17 protein-coding genes and 1 riboswitch are annotated in these 17,207 nt (G+C 64.8%); of the genes, 6 read left to right on the forward strand and 11 right to left on the reverse strand.

The window, feature by feature from the left end; all coding sequences use genetic code 11:
- The first annotated feature begins 9 nt into the window (after positions 1-9).
- The 5 genes from ACX80O_RS09120 (at position 10) to ACX80O_RS09140 (ending at position 5,839) form a co-directional block, all read left to right on the forward strand.
- Positions 10-966 (forward strand): carbohydrate ABC transporter permease, encoded by a 957-nt coding sequence (locus tag ACX80O_RS09120; RefSeq protein WP_459333301.1) that lies wholly within the window; start codon positions 10-12, stop codon positions 964-966.
- Positions 963-1,811, forward strand: coding sequence for a carbohydrate ABC transporter permease (locus ACX80O_RS09125; protein WP_459306291.1), 849 nt, complete (start codon positions 963-965; stop codon positions 1,809-1,811). Before ACX80O_RS09120 ends, ACX80O_RS09125 begins: the two co-directional genes overlap by 4 nt.
- 52 nt (positions 1,812-1,863) lie before the next feature.
- Positions 1,864-3,198 carry an ABC transporter ATP-binding protein gene (locus ACX80O_RS09130; RefSeq protein ID WP_459333250.1) on the forward strand — a complete coding sequence of 445 codons (1,335 nt, stop codon included), beginning with the start codon at positions 1,864-1,866 and terminating at the stop codon, positions 3,196-3,198.
- Between the two features lie 75 nt (positions 3,199-3,273).
- Positions 3,274-4,824: a helicase HerA-like domain-containing protein gene (locus ACX80O_RS09135; RefSeq protein ID WP_459333251.1), complete on the forward strand. Its 1,551-nt coding sequence runs from the start codon at positions 3,274-3,276 to the stop codon at positions 4,822-4,824.
- A gap of 31 nt (positions 4,825-4,855) precedes the next feature.
- Positions 4,856-5,839, forward strand: coding sequence for a hypothetical protein (locus ACX80O_RS09140; protein WP_459306296.1), 984 nt, complete (start codon positions 4,856-4,858; stop codon positions 5,837-5,839).
- A gap of 10 nt (positions 5,840-5,849) precedes the next feature.
- Here the strand turns inward: ACX80O_RS09140 and ACX80O_RS09145 are convergent, their stop codons facing one another.
- The 8 genes from ACX80O_RS09145 to ACX80O_RS09180 all read right to left on the reverse strand — a co-directional run bounded on the left by ACX80O_RS09145 (position 5,850) and on the right by ACX80O_RS09180 (position 13,035).
- A complete protein-coding gene (locus ACX80O_RS09145) occupies positions 5,850-7,865 on the reverse strand; it encodes an NHL domain-containing thioredoxin family protein (RefSeq protein ID WP_459333252.1) in 2,016 nt (671 codons plus the stop codon).
- Complete coding sequence (locus ACX80O_RS09150; protein ID WP_459333253.1) at positions 7,862-10,015, reverse strand: bifunctional copper resistance protein CopD/cytochrome c oxidase assembly protein; 2,154 nt, start codon at positions 10,013-10,015, stop codon at positions 7,862-7,864. The genes ACX80O_RS09145 and ACX80O_RS09150 overlap by 4 nt, the downstream gene beginning before the upstream one ends.
- Before the next feature lie 145 nt (positions 10,016-10,160).
- Positions 10,161-10,451 carry an HU family DNA-binding protein gene (locus tag ACX80O_RS09155; RefSeq protein ID WP_019481737.1) on the reverse strand — a complete coding sequence of 97 codons (291 nt, stop codon included), beginning with the start codon at positions 10,449-10,451 and terminating at the stop codon, positions 10,161-10,163.
- A 285-nt stretch (positions 10,452-10,736) separates the two neighbouring features.
- The gene (gene rpsN, locus ACX80O_RS09160; RefSeq protein ID WP_196840064.1) at positions 10,737-11,042 is read right to left on the reverse strand and encodes a 30S ribosomal protein S14; all 306 of its coding nucleotides are present in this window, start codon (positions 11,040-11,042) and stop codon (positions 10,737-10,739) included.
- A gap of 4 nt (positions 11,043-11,046) precedes the next feature.
- Complete coding sequence (gene rpmG, locus ACX80O_RS09165; RefSeq protein ID WP_019481734.1) at positions 11,047-11,214, reverse strand: 50S ribosomal protein L33; 168 nt, start codon at positions 11,212-11,214, stop codon at positions 11,047-11,049.
- On the reverse strand, positions 11,214-11,450 hold the full coding sequence (gene rpmB, locus ACX80O_RS09170; protein WP_019481733.1) for a 50S ribosomal protein L28: 237 nt from the start codon (positions 11,448-11,450) through the stop codon (positions 11,214-11,216). The genes rpmG and rpmB overlap by 1 nt, the downstream gene beginning before the upstream one ends.
- 266 nt (positions 11,451-11,716) lie before the next feature.
- Positions 11,717-12,214 (reverse strand): MarR family winged helix-turn-helix transcriptional regulator, encoded by a 498-nt coding sequence (locus ACX80O_RS09175; RefSeq protein ID WP_459333254.1) that lies wholly within the window; start codon positions 12,212-12,214, stop codon positions 11,717-11,719.
- Positions 12,215-12,264: 50 nt separating this feature from the next.
- Positions 12,265-13,035, reverse strand: coding sequence for an SGNH/GDSL hydrolase family protein (locus ACX80O_RS09180; protein ID WP_459333255.1), 771 nt, complete (start codon positions 13,033-13,035; stop codon positions 12,265-12,267).
- 130 nt (positions 13,036-13,165) lie between these two features.
- Between ACX80O_RS09180 and ACX80O_RS09185 the strand changes: the two genes are divergently transcribed.
- A complete protein-coding gene (locus ACX80O_RS09185) occupies positions 13,166-14,128 on the forward strand; it encodes a diacylglycerol/lipid kinase family protein (protein WP_459306304.1) in 963 nt (320 codons plus the stop codon).
- A gap of 94 nt (positions 14,129-14,222) precedes the next feature.
- Here the strand turns inward: ACX80O_RS09185 and ACX80O_RS09190 are convergent, their stop codons facing one another.
- From ACX80O_RS09190 to ACX80O_RS09200, 3 genes are all read right to left on the reverse strand, one after another.
- Positions 14,223-14,900 carry a M23 family metallopeptidase gene (locus tag ACX80O_RS09190; RefSeq protein WP_459333256.1) on the reverse strand — a complete coding sequence of 226 codons (678 nt, stop codon included), beginning with the start codon at positions 14,898-14,900 and terminating at the stop codon, positions 14,223-14,225.
- Positions 14,901-14,904: 4 nt separating this feature from the next.
- Positions 14,905-15,092: riboswitch (cyclic di-AMP (ydaO/yuaA leader) on the reverse strand.
- A gap of 105 nt (positions 15,093-15,197) precedes the next feature.
- On the reverse strand, positions 15,198-16,322 hold the full coding sequence (locus ACX80O_RS09195) for a siderophore-interacting protein (protein WP_459333257.1): 1,125 nt from the start codon (positions 16,320-16,322) through the stop codon (positions 15,198-15,200).
- On the reverse strand, positions 16,319-17,206 hold the full coding sequence (locus tag ACX80O_RS09200) for an ABC transporter ATP-binding protein (RefSeq protein WP_459333258.1): 888 nt from the start codon (positions 17,204-17,206) through the stop codon (positions 16,319-16,321). Before ACX80O_RS09200 ends, ACX80O_RS09195 begins: the two co-directional genes overlap by 4 nt.
- Between the last annotated feature and the right edge of the window lies 1 nt (position 17,207).

The following is a 17,207-nucleotide window of genomic DNA, read 5'->3' on the forward strand; positions in this document are numbered from 1 at the left end:
AGCTCAACGATCAACAAGCCCGACGCCGCCAACAAGCGAACCGGTAAGTCGCCGAAGAAGCAGGACAGCGACCGGGTCAAAGCCGAACGGCGGATGGGCTGGTACCTCGCCGGTCCAGCCTTCGTCGTGATGCTGCTGGTGACCCTATACCCGATTCTGCAGGCGTTCTTCGAATCCCTCTTCGCGTTCCGGCTCACCGCCCCCGACGAGCGGGAGTTCATCTGGTTCGCGAACTACATTACGATCCTCTCCGACGGCGTGTGGTGGCAGGGCCTTCTGGTAACAGTTCTTATCACGGTGATAACCGTCGCCGTCGAGTTGGTTCTCGGCTTTGCCCTCGCCCTGGTCATGAGCAAGGCCCTGAAATCGCTGAAAGGCATCCTCCGGACCGCGATCCTGGTGCCCTACGGCATTATCACCGTGGTGTCGGCGTACGCCTGGTTCTACGCCTTCGACATCAATTCCGGCTACGTAAACGCCTGGTTTGACTGGGTGCCGGGCATCGATTCGGACCTGAACTGGTTCGCCCAGACCGGCACCTCACTGTTCGTGATCATGGCGTCCGAGATCTGGAAGACCACCCCCTTCATCTCGCTGCTGCTCCTCGCCGGCCTGGCGCAGGTACCCGATGAGCTCACCGAGGCAGCCAAGGTCGACGGCGCCACCTGGTGGGAGCAGATGCGTAAAGTGGTGATCCCCAACATGAAGGCAGCGATCATGGTCGCCGTCCTCTTCAGGGCACTGGACGCCTTCCGAATCTTCGACAACGTGTTCATCATGACCAACGGTGAGAACAACACGGAAGTGCTCTCGCTTCTTGCCTACCGGACGTCGATCAGCCGCCTCGAGATAGGTCTCGGCTCGGCGGTGTCGGTCCTGCTGTTCCTCTGCGTCATCCTGATCAGTTTCGCTGCCATCAAGATCTTCAAAGTGGATCTTGCCGGCACGAGAGGAGAAAAGAAATGAAGAACTCTTCCCGGCGCGAAAAGATCTGGTGGGCGGTTATCTCGGTCCTGGTACTGATCTACGCCCTCTTCCCGGTGGCCTCCATCTTGGCCACCTCGTTCAAGTCCCCCAGCGATCTCACCAACGGAAGCTTCCTGCCGTCGTCGGGAGCCGCCACCATCTCCAACTACGAGCAGATTCTGGTCGGCGACGCGCAAGAACTGTTCCTGACATCCCTGCGCAACTCCATCGGCATCTCGCTCATCGCAACGGCGATCGCCGTCATCCTGGCCACCCTGTGCGCCTACGCGATTGCACGACTGGATTTCCCCGGCAAGAAACTGGTCCTCACCACCGCCCTGGCGGTCTCCATCTTCCCGGTGATCTCGATCGTCACTCCCCTGTTCAACCTGTGGCGCAACATCGGGCTGTATGACACCTGGCTGGGCCTGATCATCCCCTACCTGTCCCTGACCCTACCGATCTCCATCTGGACGCTGGCAGCGTTTTTCCGCCAGATCCCATGGGAACTGGAGCAGGCGGCGCAGGTGGACGGCGCCACCACCTGGCAGGCCTTCCGCAAAGCCATCGTCCCGTTGGCCGCCCCGGGTGTCTTCACGACGGCGATTATCGCGTTCTTCATCGCGTGGAACGACTTCGTCTACGGCATTTCGCTAACGTCCACCGAAGCCGCGCGGCCGGTTCCGGCAGCACTGGCGTTCTTCACCGGTGCTTCGCAGTTCGAGTCACCCACCGGCGCCATTTCGGCTGCGGCGATCATCGTCACCATCCCGATCGTCCTGTTGGTCCTGCTGTTCCAACGCCAAATCGTTTCAGGCCTGACCTCCGGCGCCGTAAAGGGCTAACGGCTCAGTCCCCGCCGCTCGCGCCAGTTACATAGAAAAGGATCACCAGAAAATGGCTTCAATTACTCTCAACAACCTGGTCAAGAAATACGGCGACGGGTTCCCCGCCGTCAATGACATCAGCATCGATATTGCCGACGGCGAATTTATCATCCTGGTTGGCCCGTCGGGCTGCGGCAAATCGACTCTCCTCCGCATGATCGTGGGGCTTGAGGACATCACGGACGGCGAGCTCCTGATCGACGGCAAGCGCGTCAACGACAAGGCACCCCGCGACCGTAACCTGGCCATGGTGTTTCAGAACTATGCGCTGTACCCCCACCTGACCGTGTACGAGAACATCGCGTTCCCGCTGCGCCTCGCCAAGGGCAAGCACACCGAGGATCAGGTGAACAAGCTGGTCACCGAGGCGGCCGCCACCCTGGAGCTCACCGACCACCTGCAGCGCAAACCGGCCAACCTCTCCGGCGGTCAACGGCAGCGGGTGGCGATGGGCCGGGCCATTGTGCGCCAGGCTGACGCGTTCCTCTTCGACGAGCCACTGTCCAACCTGGACGCCAAGCTGCGCGGCCAGATGCGCTCCGAGATTTCACAGATGCAGCGCCGGCTCGGGGTGACCAGCGTGTATGTCACCCACGACCAGACCGAAGCCATGACTCTGGGCGACCGGGTTGCCGTGCTGAAGAAGGGGGAACTGCAGCAGATCGCCTCCCCCCGGGAGCTCTACGAACAGCCGGTGAACCTCTTCGTGGCAGGATTCATCGGCTCACCGTCGATGAACTTCCTTCCCGCCACCATCGAGGGAGGCAAGCTGAAGACGGTCCTCGGCGAGCTCGACATCCCCGCCGAGAAGGCAGCGAAGGCCGAAGGTAAAAAGGTGGTTCTGGTAGGGGTGCGGCCCGAGTTCTTTGAGGACGCCAAGCTCGTCGAAGAATCCAAGCGACCCCACGGCTCGGTCTTCTCGGCCACCCTCACCCACACCGAGTGGCTTGGTAACGAGCAGTACGGCTACATTAACTTCGACCCGGACCCCGAGGTGCGTGAGCTGCTGAACAACCTGGCCCGCGACATGGACGCCGATGAGCTCCGCCCCCAGATTGTGGTGACCCTCGACGCCGCCAGCCGGATCCGCGGTGGCCGTGAAGCGGACATCTGGCTGGACACCCGCAAACTACACCTGTTTGATCCTGAGTCCGGGGAGAACCTGACACGCGACGCCGAGGCCGGCGCAGCCCTCACCGCAGAAGCCGGGGAGGAGCGTGCCGAGGAGATCGCCACCGCCCAGGAAGCAGACCGAGCCAACGGTCACGGGTCGGGTAACCGGCAGGGCAACGGCACCGACGACGCCGGCCAGCAAGGTGGCGGCAAGCACGCGGCCGCCAGCTGACCCACCATTCATCGGTGACCTGCGTCGTCGGGGTCCCAACGCCAGAGGAAGTGACAGCTATGCACGCTGTGAACCATGACAGTCGCTGACGGCTCAGCGCAGGTTGCCGAGATTGTCGAGGGCTACACTTTCGCCGGGGCATCGATTCATCTCGGTGCTGCACTGGTGGACGGGGAAGTCCATCCTGAGGCGCCGGTGCGGCTGCCGCTGGCGATGATGAACCGTCACGGTCTGGTGGCCGGCGCCACCGGAACCGGGAAGACCATCACGTTGCAGGTGATGGCTGAGCAGCTGTGCGCTCAGGGTGTTCCCGTGTTTCTGGCCGATATCAAGGGCGATTTGACCGGTCTGTCCACCCCCGGCAACGGCACCGAGAAGTTGCTGTCCCGGACCCGGAGCGTGGGCCAGCAATGGACCGCGAGGAGTTTCCCCGTCGAATACTTCTCCCTGGGCGGCAACGGGGTGGGAATTCCGGTGCGTGCCACCATCTCGGCGTTCGGCCCGCTGCTGCTCTCCCGGGTGATGGACCTGAATGAGACCCAGGAATCGAGTCTGGCCCTGGTCTTCCACTACGCGGATCAGGCGGGTCTTGAACTGTTCAATCTCGCCGACCTGCGGGCGGTCATTTCCTTCCTGACCTCCGACGAGGGTAAACCCGCCCTCAAGGATCTCGGTGGACTGTCCAAGGCCACCGCCGGGGTCATCCTGCGGGAGCTGATCACCCTCCAGACCCAGGGTATGGAGGTGTTTTTTGGGGAGCCCGAATTCGACACCGCCGATCTGCTCTGTCTCGCAGCTGACGGCCGGGGAATGATCAGCTGCCTGGAACTGCCAACCATGCTGCAGTCACCCCAACTGTTCTCCACGTTCCTGATGTGGCTGCTCGCCGACTTGTTCGCTGACCTGCCCGAAGTTGGCGACCAGGACAAGCCGAAGCTGGTCTTCTTCCTTGACGAAGCACATCTGCTCTTCAACGGCGCCTCCAAAGAGTTCCTGCAATCGATTCAGACGACGGTGCGCCTCATCCGGTCGAAGGGAATCGGCATCTTTTTTGTGACCCAGACTCCCCGGGACGTCCCCGCTGAGGTGCTGGGTCAGTTGGCCAACCGCGTCCAGCACGCGTTGAGAGTCTTCACCCCGGACGACGCTAAGGCCCTCAAAGCCACTGTGTCAACGTTTCCGACCAGCAGTTATGACCTGTCGAAGGTGCTCACCTCCGCTGGGACGGGTGAAGCGGTGGTGACCGTCATGAACGACCAGGGCGCACCCACTCCCGTGGCGCGGGCCAGGATGAGATCGCCCGAATCGACCATGGGAGCCTCAACACCAGGAGTTGTTGAACGTATCGTCAGTCTCTCCCCGCTCAGCGAACGCTACGGGTCCGCCGTCGATAACCACTCGGCATTCGAGAAACTCGCCGCCGGTACGCCGCGCGAACAGCCAGCGGCGCCACCCACCACAGCCCCGGCCCCGCCCAACCGATCACCGAGCCGGACGGCTCCCGAGGAGCGCGAGCAGGGCGGTGACCTGATGGACCTTGCGGTGAAGGCCGCCGGGTCGATCGGGGCCGAGCTGGCCCGCGGACTGTTCGGCACCCAGCGGAGGCGTAGTCGTCGTCGTTGGTAACCGTCAACCGCTCAACGGGTAACGTAATAACGTGCAAACGTCCTCGGTGATCAAAGTCCTCGCAGCCTGGCTGCTGGGGCTGATGGTCGTGGTTGCCGGTGCGATCACCACCGTGGTGCTGGTCAACGCCCACCTTTTCAGCCCCGAGGAACAGGTCCACGACTACCTCGAGGCGCTCTCCGACGGCGACGGCGAACGCGCCCTGGGCCTGCTCAACGGCTCAGTCCCGGCAGCCAATGCGGCGATGATTGACGGCGCGCCCCTGCAGCAGTCCATGTCAGCCGTGGAGAACGTCACGGTCAGCGAACCTGTTGAGGTCGGTGATGGTCGGGTGGACATCGCCATCACCTACACGGTCCGCGGCACCGAACACACCTCCACATTCCTGCTCGAACGCGCTGGCACCGAGTGGCTGTTCTTCAACACCTGGGAGTTTGTGCCCTCGGTGCTGCCCACGCTCGAGCTCTCGGTGATCAATCAGGCGGAGGCCACCCTCAACGGCACCCGGGTCGGCATGCCCGAGGGCAGGAACCGGTTCGCGGTGTTCTATCCCGGCGATTTCGAAGCTCACTACACCAGCGAGTACTTTGCGGCTCCCGCCCAGACGGTGGCCGTCACCGACCGGATGGCCACCGGAAAGCGGATCGCCCTGGCCACCGCGGCGACCGATGCCCTGGTGGAGACCGTTAACGGTCAGGTCCGGCGCTTCCTTGATGAGTGCGCGGCGCAGAAGGTGTTCCAGCCGGCCAACTGCCCGTTCAATTTCCAGACCGAGAACAGGGTGGCCGGGGACATCCGGTGGTCCATCACCGAGTACCCGGCCGTCGCCATTGAACCGTTCAACGGCGACTGGGTGATGGCGCCCCTGTCGGGCACCGCCGAGCTGTCCACGTCGCTCCAGGACCTGTTCACCGGCACCATCGAAGCGGTGACGGTCCCCCGGGAGTTCGGCTTCACCGCACGACTGTCAGTGAGCGACGACAAGATCGCCGTCACCCCGGTGGTCCAGTACTAGCGGGCCAGGACTAATCCAGGCCGCGCAGGTCCAGCGTCAGTTCGGTTTCGCCGTCGGCGCTCAGCCGCACCGGGATGCCCCAGTCCTGCTGGTACAAGTGGCAGGCCGCGTGATCGGGGATTTCCCCGCCCGGCTCGCCGTCGCAGGCCGCAGCGCGCGCGGTGATGTGCAGAACACCCTCGGTGACAGCATCGGACAGCACCAACTCCCGGGTCAGTCCCACCGATGTCCCCCCGCCGGAAACCAACAATTCATCCGGCGACGAGGATATCTTCAGCTGCGTCGGGTCCCCCCACCGGTCGTCGAGTTTCTGCCCCTTGGGTGCGGCGAACCGGATGGTCAGCGCGTGCGAACCAGGGACGACGGCGGTCTGCGGCCGCTGCGTCTGGGAGGCACCTTCATCGACGGCGAGCGCCTCCTTGGGGATGGGCACGCGAACCAGCTGGTGCCGGTTGGCTTCCACGACGATCAGGAGCGGTTCGCTGCCGGTCGTGGTGGGCGTGAGGTCCAGCAGGACGTCGCAGGGCTCTGAGAGGCCACGTGCCAGCGTCGACACCTGCCCGGTGACGGGGTCGAAGCGGCGGACTGCCCCATTGTAGGTGTCAGCGATGGCCACCGATCCGTCGGGGAGCGCCGTGATGCCCAGGGGGTGTTGCAGCCGGGCCTGATCGGCTGGACCGTCGCGGAACCCGAAGTCGAACAGTCCGGTGCCGACGGCGGTCCGCACCTGGGTCCGCCGGTGGCCGTTCACCTCAGGGAAGGACAGGGTCCGGATCGCCGAGGTCTCCGAGTCGGCGACCCAGATGTTGCCGCTGGCGTCTTCGGCGAGCCCCGAGGATTGGGCGAACCAGGCCTCGGACGCGTCGCCGTCGAGCAGGCCCTCAAGCCCGGTGCCAGCGAGGATGTCCACGGCACCGGTGACGGGGTCGAAGGTGAACAGCTGGTGGGTGCCCGCCATCGCGATGACCACGCGTTCGAGCACCGTGGACCACAGCACGTCCCACGGGGAGGACAGCGAGACCTCCAGCGGTCGGGTGCCTAGGTGGGTGTCGGTGAGGCGGGGGGTCGCATCCTCGGGGGTCCCGACGTCGTACCCGTTCGCCTGGTCGGCGTTCTCCTGAAGCTCGGACGGGCGGGCCTTCACCTGGTTTCCGGCATCCAGCAGGCGCTGAACGCCGTTACCCACGACGGTGCTGACTGCACCATCAGCGAGGGCGACGCCGCGGAGCCGGTGGTTGACCGAGTCGGCGACGACGACGTCGTACCCTACCTCCCGGGCGATGTGCGGGGGGAGGACAGCGAGGCCCTGAGGTTCGTTGAACTGGGCTGTGGCGGCGGCCCCGTCGACAAAGCCCTTCTCCCCCGACCCGATGGTGCGGCGGACGGTGACCAGATCCGCGTCGAGTTCCACCAGACGGTGGTGGCCGGTGTCGCCGACGAGGAGAGAGCCGTTATCCAGCGGAACAGCTTTGCCGGGAAACCGAAGGACGCCGGCTGTGCTTTCGGCGGGAACATAGGGCCCGTCGCCGCGGTGCAGCGTGCCCTTGGAGGTGTGCTCCTCGACGAGTTCCTGCACCAGCGACTCCAGACCGGCCGCATGGCCTTCCCCGGAGAGGTGAGCCACGATGTAGCCCTCGGGGTCCACGACAACCAGGGTGGGCCAGGCGCGTGCGGTGTAGGCCTGCCAGGTGGTCAGCTCCGGGTCGTCAAGCACCGGGTGTTGGATGTCGTAGCGTTCCACCGCGGCGGCCAGCGCGTCCGGATCAGCTTCGTGTTCGAACTTGGGCGAATGGACGCCCACTGTGACGACGACGTCGCTGAACTTTTGTTCCAGCGGGCGCAGCTCGTCCAGCACGTGTAGGCAGTTGATGCAGCAGAACGTCCAGAAATCGAGGATGACGATTTTCCCGCGCAGGTCCTCAAGGGTGAGCTGACGCCCCCCGGTGTTCAGCCAGTTGCGGCCCACCAGTTCGGAGGCGCGCACCCGGTAGTCGGTGCGGATCGAAGTCATCGATGTCTCAGTCATTCACGCTCTCCTGGTCGGTCAGGTGTGGGGGATGGTGCTGACTCGCCGGCTCCGGGTGTCCCCGAACTGCGGCGGGTGTCGCGTTTCGCCAGCGAGGCGAACATGTTGTTGTAAGCGGTGAGATCGGCGTCGTTATTCCTGTCCGCGGCGCGGTCGGTCCGTTTCGACTCGCGGGCGTCGTCGCGCGACCACATGATCGCAACGCCAATCGCCAACAGCAGAGTCGGAATCTCGCCTATTCCCCAGGTGAGTGCGCCGCCGAGTTGCTGGTCCTCAAGGGCCGACGGACCCCAATCCCGGCCCATGTTGCCGAACCAGGACGCCTGGAGCAGCGACGTCGACCCCATGAGCGCGACACCGAAAAAGGCATGGAAAGCCATCGTGGCGAACAGGAGCAGGATCCGCAGCGGGTAGGGCGCGCGGCGCGGCACCGGATCGGAGCCCAGCATGGACAGCACGAAGAGGTAGCCGGTGATCAGGAAGTGCACGTACATGAGCTCGTGGCCGACGTGCTCGCGCACCGCGAAGCCGAACAGCGGCGAATAGTAGAAGATCACGATGGAGCCAGCGAAGTTGGCCGCGGCGAACAGCGGGTGCGTCACGAGCGCCGAGAAGCGGGAGTGCACCACCACCAGGATCCACTCGCGGAGGCCCCGGGAACCGTCCCCGCGCGGGGTGAGCGCTTTCAGCGCCAGGGTGACCGGTGCGCCAAGGACCAGGAACAGCGGGACCACCATGGTCAGTGCCATGTGGCCTACCATGTGGGCGCTGAACAGCACCATGCCGTAGACGGCGGGAGCGCCGGAGGTGACGTAGGTCAGCAGCGCCAACCCCACCAGCCAGCTGGCCAGGCGCAGGAGGGACCAGTCGTCGCCGCGTTTGCGCACCCTGATGACGCCGCGCAGGTAGGCGACGCCGGCGACCGCCACGAAGGCGACCCATAGCCAGTCGAAGCGCCATTCGGTGAACCACCGTTCGGGGGTCAGTTCGGGCGGCAGGTCATACCCGGAAAGGATGCGTGCAGGGGTTGCGTCGGGCGCGATTTCGTCGGTGACGGGAGGCGCGGTGCGCCCCAGGGCCACGGCGACGCCGGAGACGGCGCCCATGATGACCAGTTCCACGGCGATCAGCTGCCACAGGACTCGCCGGGCGGAGACCTGACCGCCGGCAGGCGCGCCGCTGCCGTCTCCGAGCTGCGGGATGATCCACTGCCGGTGCATCAGTCCGATACCGCCGAGCAGGAGCGTCGCTACGGTCTTGAAGGTGACCAGCAGCCCCCACTCCGAGCTGAGCTGGCCCAGGTCGTTGATCCGCAGGCTGGCGTTGATGATTCCGGATGCCACCACGAGGACGAAAGCGAACCCGGCGAGGGCCGAGAAGCGGTGGAGCACGCTGGAGGTCAGGGAACCCAATCGTCCGCTGATCACTGCCAGGACGATGATGCCGCCGATCCACAGGCAGACCCCCACCAGGTGCAGGGCGATCGAATTGATGGCCGCGTAGTGGTCATCGCCGCTGGCCGAATGACCGATCAGAGCCATGGGTATCAGTCCAAGGAGGGACAGGATGCCGGTCAGGGCCAGCCAGCCACTGGAGCGCGCACCGAACGTCATGGTGGCGACGACGGCGGCGATCAACACGGTCGACAACCAGGCACGGCCGGTATCGAAGTCGGTGAGGTAGGACGCCAGGCCTTCGGTGTAGCCCGGATCGCCACTTAGCGGCAGACCCGCAGCGTCGGAGTAGGTGAACAGCAGCACCCCGACCGCGGCCAGGGTCCACGACACCGCAGCGGCCGAGGCGAGGGTCATGACCGCGCCGAACGCCGGATGTTCCTCGCCAGGGGCCTCTGCTTCGCTGGAGCGGCGGCGTGAGCCAGCGACCCGGCGCGGGAGGATCATCACCGCGAAGACCAGTGACCCGATCACCGCGGCGGCCGACACGTTATTGAGAGCCTTGGCCACGGGCAGACCCCAGCGGGTCAGGGCCCCCGGGTCGCCGAGCTGGCGCGGGCTGGCGGCACCGGTGAACAGCAACGCAAGGACGAGGGTCGTCACGACGGCGGCTCCGCCGGCGATGAGCCAGCCAACCTTGACCTGCTGTGCGCCCGGGCGGTCGGTCTGCCGGGGCGCCTTCGTTGTAGTAGCCACGCTTCCTATTGTCTACCCTCCGTAGAAGCGCTAACAATTCGCAGTCATCCGCCGCGCTCCACGTCCCTCTGAGCAGCAGGTTAAAAGGAAAGGCCGCCACCGGAAAGGGTGACGGCCTGGAGTCCCTAGCGGACCAGGTGAATGACTACTTGACAGCAGCCTTCAGCTTGGAACCGGCGGTCAGCTTGACGCTGCTGCCTGCTGCAATCTGGATGGTCTCGCCGGTCTGGGGGTTGCGGCCGGTGCGGGCGGCACGCTCAGTGCGCTCAACAGCGAGCCAGCCTGGGATGGTGACCTTCACGTTGTTGGCAGCCGAGGTTGCCAGTACATCGAACAGTGCGTCAAGAACGCCGTTGACGGCGGTCTGGCTGGTGTCAGCCTTCGCTGCTACTTCTGCTACCAGTTCGCTGCGGTTCTTGGTTTCTTTCGTTGCCAATTTACGTCCTCCTGGACTTGTCCGTTATTTGTAAAGCCTTCACGGTTCTGAAAGCCTCTGTGCGAAAACTTACCAGCTTGACCACCAAACTCCGGTCGTTTACGGCGTTTTTGGGGGGTTTTGGGTGCCAAAGGGCCCTATTTCGGGTTCTCGCTCCGGGAAATCCCTGCTTCGGGCCTACATAGACCACCACTACAGCGACCAGTGCACGAGCGCTCAACGCAAGAGGACGGCGACCGTGGGTCGCCGTCCTCTTGCACACTGGTTAGCACCAGCCAGCCGGTGTTACCAGCTGGACTTGGTTACACCGGGCAGCTCGCCGCGGTGAGCCATGTCGCGGAAGCGGACACGGGAGATACCGAACTTCTGCAGCGTGCCGCGGGGGCGCCCATCAATCTGGTCGCGGTTGCGCAGTCGCACCGGTGAGGCGTTGCGGGGAAGCTTCTGCAGGCCCAGGCGTGCAGCTTCGCGAGCTTCGTCCGACGCGTTGGCGTCAACGAGAGTCTTCTTCAGCTCAAGGCGCTTCTCGGCGTAGCGCTCAACAATGACCTTGCGCTGTTCGTTGCGGGCAATTTTAGACTTCTTAGCCATGTGTTTAGCGCTCCTCTCGGAATTCGACGTGCTTACGGATCTTGGGATCGTACTTCATCAGGACCATGCGGTCCGGGTCGTTGCGGCGGTTCTTACGGGTCACATAGGTGTACCCGGTGCCGGCCGTCGACTTCAGCTTGATGATCGGGCGTACGTCTTTATCTTTTGCCATTAGAGCTTCACTCCCCGGGCCAGGATCGACGCGACAACAGCGTCAATTCCGCGCACATCGATGGTCTTGATGCCACGGGCCGAAACCTGCAGCGTGACATTGCGGCGCAGGGACGGAACCCAGTAGCGCTTCTTCTGGATATTCGGGTCAAACCTGCGCTTCGTGCGGCGGTGTGAGTGGGAAATGCTGTGCCCAAAGCCCGGCTCGGCTCCAGTCACTTGGCAGTGAGCTGCCATGACGATCCTCCAAAAGAGTTAAATGAAAGTACCTGAGTACCGGCAGTCTTACCTGCCATGGAATGCGATCAGGGGCGCCCCAAAACAATAGCCAAAGCCGTTGGGATGACGAGCGGTTCTCGCGCAACCTGAGCCCCTAACTACCGACATCCGGAGGCTAACTTCCCGGACATCGGAGCAATTGCGCACGCTCCGCCACCTGATGCCCTCCCATTCTAGGAGCTGGCGCGGTTTAAGACCAATCGCCAGCGTGGGCTTTGGCGGCTTCACGGCTGAGCCCCGGGTGGGGATTCACCGAGGATCCAGTGGCTATCGTCGAGACGGGCCAGGATTTTCTTGCCAATCCGCTCAAGATCGTGCACATCATCCTCGGTCAGGGCGTCGAAGACCACCTCCCGGACGTGCCCGACGTGCTCCCTGGCCAGGAGTTGGACGTTCTCCACGCCCTCCTCAGTGATCCGTGCTGTGGTCACCCGACCATCGCTGGCACTCGGGCGCCGGGTCACCCAGCCACGCTGCTCGAGCTTCTTCACCACGTGGCTCAGGCGGGACAGGGAAGCGTTCGATCGGCCGGCCAGCTCACTCATCGCGAGCGTGAGGTCCTCCGTTTCGGAGAGCATCGCCAGGACATGGTAGTCGAACAGGGTAATCTTCGCCTGCCGGAAAAGGTGGGCGTCGAGGGTGCCCGGCAAAATGGTGGTGACTGCGTAGAGGGCAAGCCAGGCTTGCCGCTCATCGGGGTTCAACCATCGAGCACCGGTCATCAGTCAAGTCTGGCATAGAACGCTCGGGCGGCGCACTGGGGGTGTGGCCCTTATGACCAGACTGGTCGGGTGAGCTCCGGAAACTTGGCCGTCAACACATCCCCCGAGGACACGCCCCGCAGTCGTCGGCCGACCCACGGTGACAGGTAATCCCGGGCCCACTGGGCGTCGGCTCTCAGCTGATCAATGCGCGACGACGCCGGCACCGCCTCCAACTCGGGCAGGTCAATCTCATGGGAGGCCCTCAGGACTTCGAGCACCCGCTTGGCCATCAGGGTGTGCCCGGCAGCTGACATGTGCATGCGGTCGGTGTCCCAGTATCCCCAGTTCTGGAACTCCCTGAACCGCCAGTAATCCACTACATCGGCATGATGCCGGTCGGCGATCTCCCGCACCAGCTCGTTGTAAATAGCGGTCCGGCCGCGGGTCTTGCCGAACACTGCGGAACCCACTGAATCAAACCCGGTGAACAGCACGACGGCGGCGCCCGAGCTCGCCAGCCGGCCCACTCCGTCGTCGTACGCGGCCATCAACGCGTCGATGTCGATGCGCGGCCGCAGAATGTCGTTGCCGCCCGCGTAGATGGTGATCAGGGTGGGCTGTAGGGCGAGCGCACGATCAATCTGTTCGTCAAGGACCTGGCGCACCTTCTTCCCGCGGACGGCGAGGTTCGCGTAGCCCCACGAGCTGTCCGCAAGGATCAGCTGCTCGGCCACCCGGTCCGCCCACCCGCGCACACCGTTGGGGCTGGCTTCATGCCAGTCGCCCACGCCTTCCGTAAACGAATCGCCAAGGGCCACATACCGCTGAGAAAATTCCACTAGACGAGGCTACCCGCTCCCGGCGCGGGATAAGGTGGGTTAGCAAGTACCCTGATAAATTTCTGTTGAAGTAGCCCCATTCCTTGATCGTTCCCTGATCATTCCCCCATCGACCACCGAGAAGGACACCATGACCCAGCCCGCCGAAACCCGGAACAAGCGTGCCGCCTTGATCATCAACCCGGTCAAGAACACCGGCGCTGACATTCGCGCGATCGTTTCGGAACTCTGCGCCGCCGACGGGTGGGATGAGGTCCTATACCTGGAGACGACGGCCGACGATCCAGGGCGCGGCCAGGCGAAAGAAGCCGTTGACGCTGGTGTGGACGTGGTGATCGCTGCCGGCGGCGACGGAACGGTCCGTTGCGTGGCAGAGGTAGTCAATGGCACCGGCGTCGCATTGGGCCTGATCCCGCTCGGGACGGGCAACCTGCTGGCGCGTAACCTGGACATCGCCGTCGACAATCCCGAGGAGGCGGCCAAAGCTGCCCTGTTCGGCACCGAGCGCGATGTGGACGTCATCCACGTCACAGTGGACCGCGCGCAGGAATCCCACGTGTTTCTGGTGATGGCGGGCCTGGGCTTTGACGCGTCAATCATGGCTGACACCCGCGACGACCTTAAAGACAAGGTGGGCTGGCTGGCCTACGTCGACGCCGGCATCCGCAACCTGGGCGGGAAACCCACCCGAACCCGTATCACCCTTGACGGGGGCGAGCCCATCGTCCGCCGCCTGCGCAGCGTGATGGGTGGAAACTGCGGCAAGATTATGGGCGGACTGGAGATTTTTCCGGGGGCGAAGATCGACGACGGCCTGCTGGACGTCATGACCGTTGCACCGACCGGTCGGCTGGGCTGGTTCGGCGTCGTCGGCAAGCTGTTCGCCCGGGGTAAGGGAAAAGACCCGTCGCTTGAGTACTTTCAGTGCAAGAGCGCCGAAATCCAGCTCGACGAGCCGCAGGAAATCCAACTGGACGGAGACCCACTCGGCAAGGGCACCCACATGGCCCTGCGCGTGGATGCAAACTCGTTGCGGTTGCGGATGCCCTACGGCAAGAAGGATCCAGCAGTAGTTACCAACCCGACCCCGTAGCTGCTCCAATTTCCCACCGTCCGGCCACGGTGGATGGGATTGTCTAGACAATCCCATCCACGGGGCTCAGCCGGCGGGATTCCCGGGCTGCGCGCTAAAGCCGGGTCTGGGGGTCGACCTTTTCGCCGTCGACCAGGAGTTCGAAGTGGAGGTGGCAGCCGGTTGAGTTGCCGGTGCTGCCGACGGCGCCGATGCCCTGCCCCTTCGCTACGGCATCCCCGACGCTGACACCGAGGGTGTTCAGGTGGTTGTAGGAGGTTTCGAGTCCCCCGCCGTGGTCCACCACGATCCGCTGGCCACCGCCGTAGGCATGCCACCCGGATTCCACCACGGTGCCGGCGCGGGAAGCCAGCACCGGGGTGCCGCACGCGCCGGCGTAGTCGGTGCCGGTGTGCAGCTCGTCGCCGAGCCCGCCCATCGGATTCACTCGATAGCCGAACGGCGAGGCGATCGTTGCTTCCGTGATGGGCGCGGCGAACGTGGCGGCGTCACTGGACAGGACTGTAGTTTTGGCGGCCGGGGTGGAGGCCATGGCGAGCGGTGATTCCTTACCGAAGTCGATCGTGGCGTCGGCGTCAGCGGTGACGGGCGCGGTGGGGCTCGTCACCGCGTCCGCGATTGGCCGGGGTGGGACCTCCGCCGAGGGGAAGAACGCCGTCAGGGTAAGGCCCGCCGCTGCGGCGAGCGCCCCGGTGGCGAGGACAACTGACCGGCGGGGGAATGTGGGTTCGACGGACGCGCGGCGGCGCCCGGAAGTAACCGGATGGTGCACAACAAAAGCCTCTCTGCAACGCCGGTGAAGTTAGCTGTCGGATTCGAGCAAGAGTTGACTCGGCCCTCTGCCTACTGTTCCGACGAGAGCGGAAAAGCAATCTGCGAAGGGCTGCACCCCTAGGCAGGAAACTGCCAAAAGATGGGTCCTCCACCCCTGCCACGGTGAATTGGGGGCCAGCTACTGACAGGGTTAGGCGTGCAGTCTGGGAGCCACAATGATGCGAATGGCTCCCTACAAGGGTAGGCCACCGGCCGGAAAAGTTACAATTCCGTTACATATCACAGGGCGTGGCGGCTAGCTAAGCTCCGACCGGCCGCTGCGCCAATACCCCATGAAGGCAACCTGTTTGCGGTCGATGCCGACGTCGCGGACCAGATAGCGCCGCAATCCACGGACCATCGCGGCTTCGCCGGCAATCCAGGCGTAAAAGGGGAGGGCACCGGACGGCCGGTCCGGGTTAGGCGAGCCGATCAGTGCCGAAGCGTTCAACAGCTGGGGTGTCTCCCAAAGGATCGCCTCATCGATGTTCACCTCTTCCGGCTCGGGACCGGCCGCCGCGGCAGCGGCAGCCGCGAGGGTCAGACCGGCGGGAGAGCTGGGATCCACGCCGACGGCGAAGGGCGCCGCCAGCGACACCCAACCCGGGACGCGAACCGCGTCGCGGACCGCTGCGTCGAGGAGTTCCCCGTGGGGGTGTTGCCTCCGCGCCAGCCAGGTGATGTGAACCGAGGAGTCGGTAGGAACATCCTGGAAGTCCGCCCGGTCCGGCACCTCAAGGAAGGCGTGCCCACCCATGTGGGTGGGCAGCGAGCCAAGGATGGCGCTGATGGCGGGCACTGCTGTCTCGTCACCGGCGAGCAGGACGTGTTTGGCCAGCCCCGGGCGCCATTCGATCCCGCCGTAGGATCCGGCAGTGGTGCAGGTGGCGGCGTGGGCGTTCGGGCCGATCAACCAGATCCGGTCGCCGGGTGTTGCTGCGGCGGCCCAGAGCGACGCCGGACCCCCGTTCCCGGCGGCGTCGAAATGCATCACGAAATCGACATCAATCTCGGGCTGGTCGGCGTCGCACCGGGTTTCCCTGACGGTGTAGGTGCGCATCGATCCACGGTCGGCCGGGTCCAGGGCCAGCCACTGCTGGTACCAGCCGGGCCCCTCGGTGGGCGCCTCCAGCAGCTCCCGCAGATTTGGGCGGGGGGCTTCGTCGTTCTGGCTAACGGGGATTACCACCTTGATCCGCAGATCGAGGGTCGCCCCCCGCACGCCGAAGTCCTTGAGGCAGGACCCGCCGAACGTGATCCGCTGGAAGTTGTCGCTCAGGCGCTGCACCCGGGCCACGACGACGTCAAAGGCTGTCACCGCCGGGACTGCCGCTTCGGTGCGCTGACCCTGCCGGGCGGTCCGGTTGCCGACGTCGGTCATGATGCCGCCTCCAGATGGTGGGCAACCAGCGTGTCCTGCGGGTTGGGCAGGTACCCTCGCCCGGTGGTCGAGTCGGATGAAGCCGGGGTAGATTCGGCGTTCGAGTGGTGCCGGCCCACTGGCACCACCAGGGGCGTGCCGGACACAGGATCCGCAATGACGCGGCACTGCAGGCCGAAGACCGCTGTGACTGTCTCCTCGGTCACGACGTCGGCCGGGTTGCCCTGGGCGGCGATTCGGCCGTCCTTCATGGCGATCAGGTGGTCGGCGTAGCGCGCGGCGAGGTTGAGGTCGTGGAGAACGATGGCAACCGTGGTGCCATCGCGCCGGTTCAGGTCGGTGATCAGATCCAGCACCTCCACCTGGTGGGTGACGTCGAGGAAGGTGGTGGGTTCGTCCAGCAGGAGGATGTCGGTCTGCTGGGCCAGGGCCATGGCAATCCAGACGCGTTGCCGCTGACCGCCGGACAGTTCGTCAACGAATCGGTCGACGAGGTCGAGGGTGTCGGTGGCTTCGAGGGCGGCGGCGACAGCGGCGTCGTCGTCGTCGGTCCACTGCCTGAACCAGCCCTGGTGCGGGTAGCGGCCGCGCCCCACCAGATCGGCGACGGTGATCCCGTCCGGCGCGACGGGGGTCTGCGGCAGCAGCCCGAGGGTGCGGGCGACGGCACGGGTGGACAGCGCATGAATGTCCTTGCCGTCGAGGCTGACGACGCCGGCCGTCGGTTTGAGCAGCCGGGCGAGGCCGCGCAGGAGGGTCGATTTGCCGCAGGCGTTGGCGCCAACGATCACCGTGATCCTGCCGGCCGGCAGTTCGACGGTGAGGTCCTGGACTACCTTGCGGTCATCGTACGCGAGGGTCAGCTCACTGGCTGTCAACGTCATA

Source organism: Arthrobacter glycogeni (assembly GCF_054511155.1).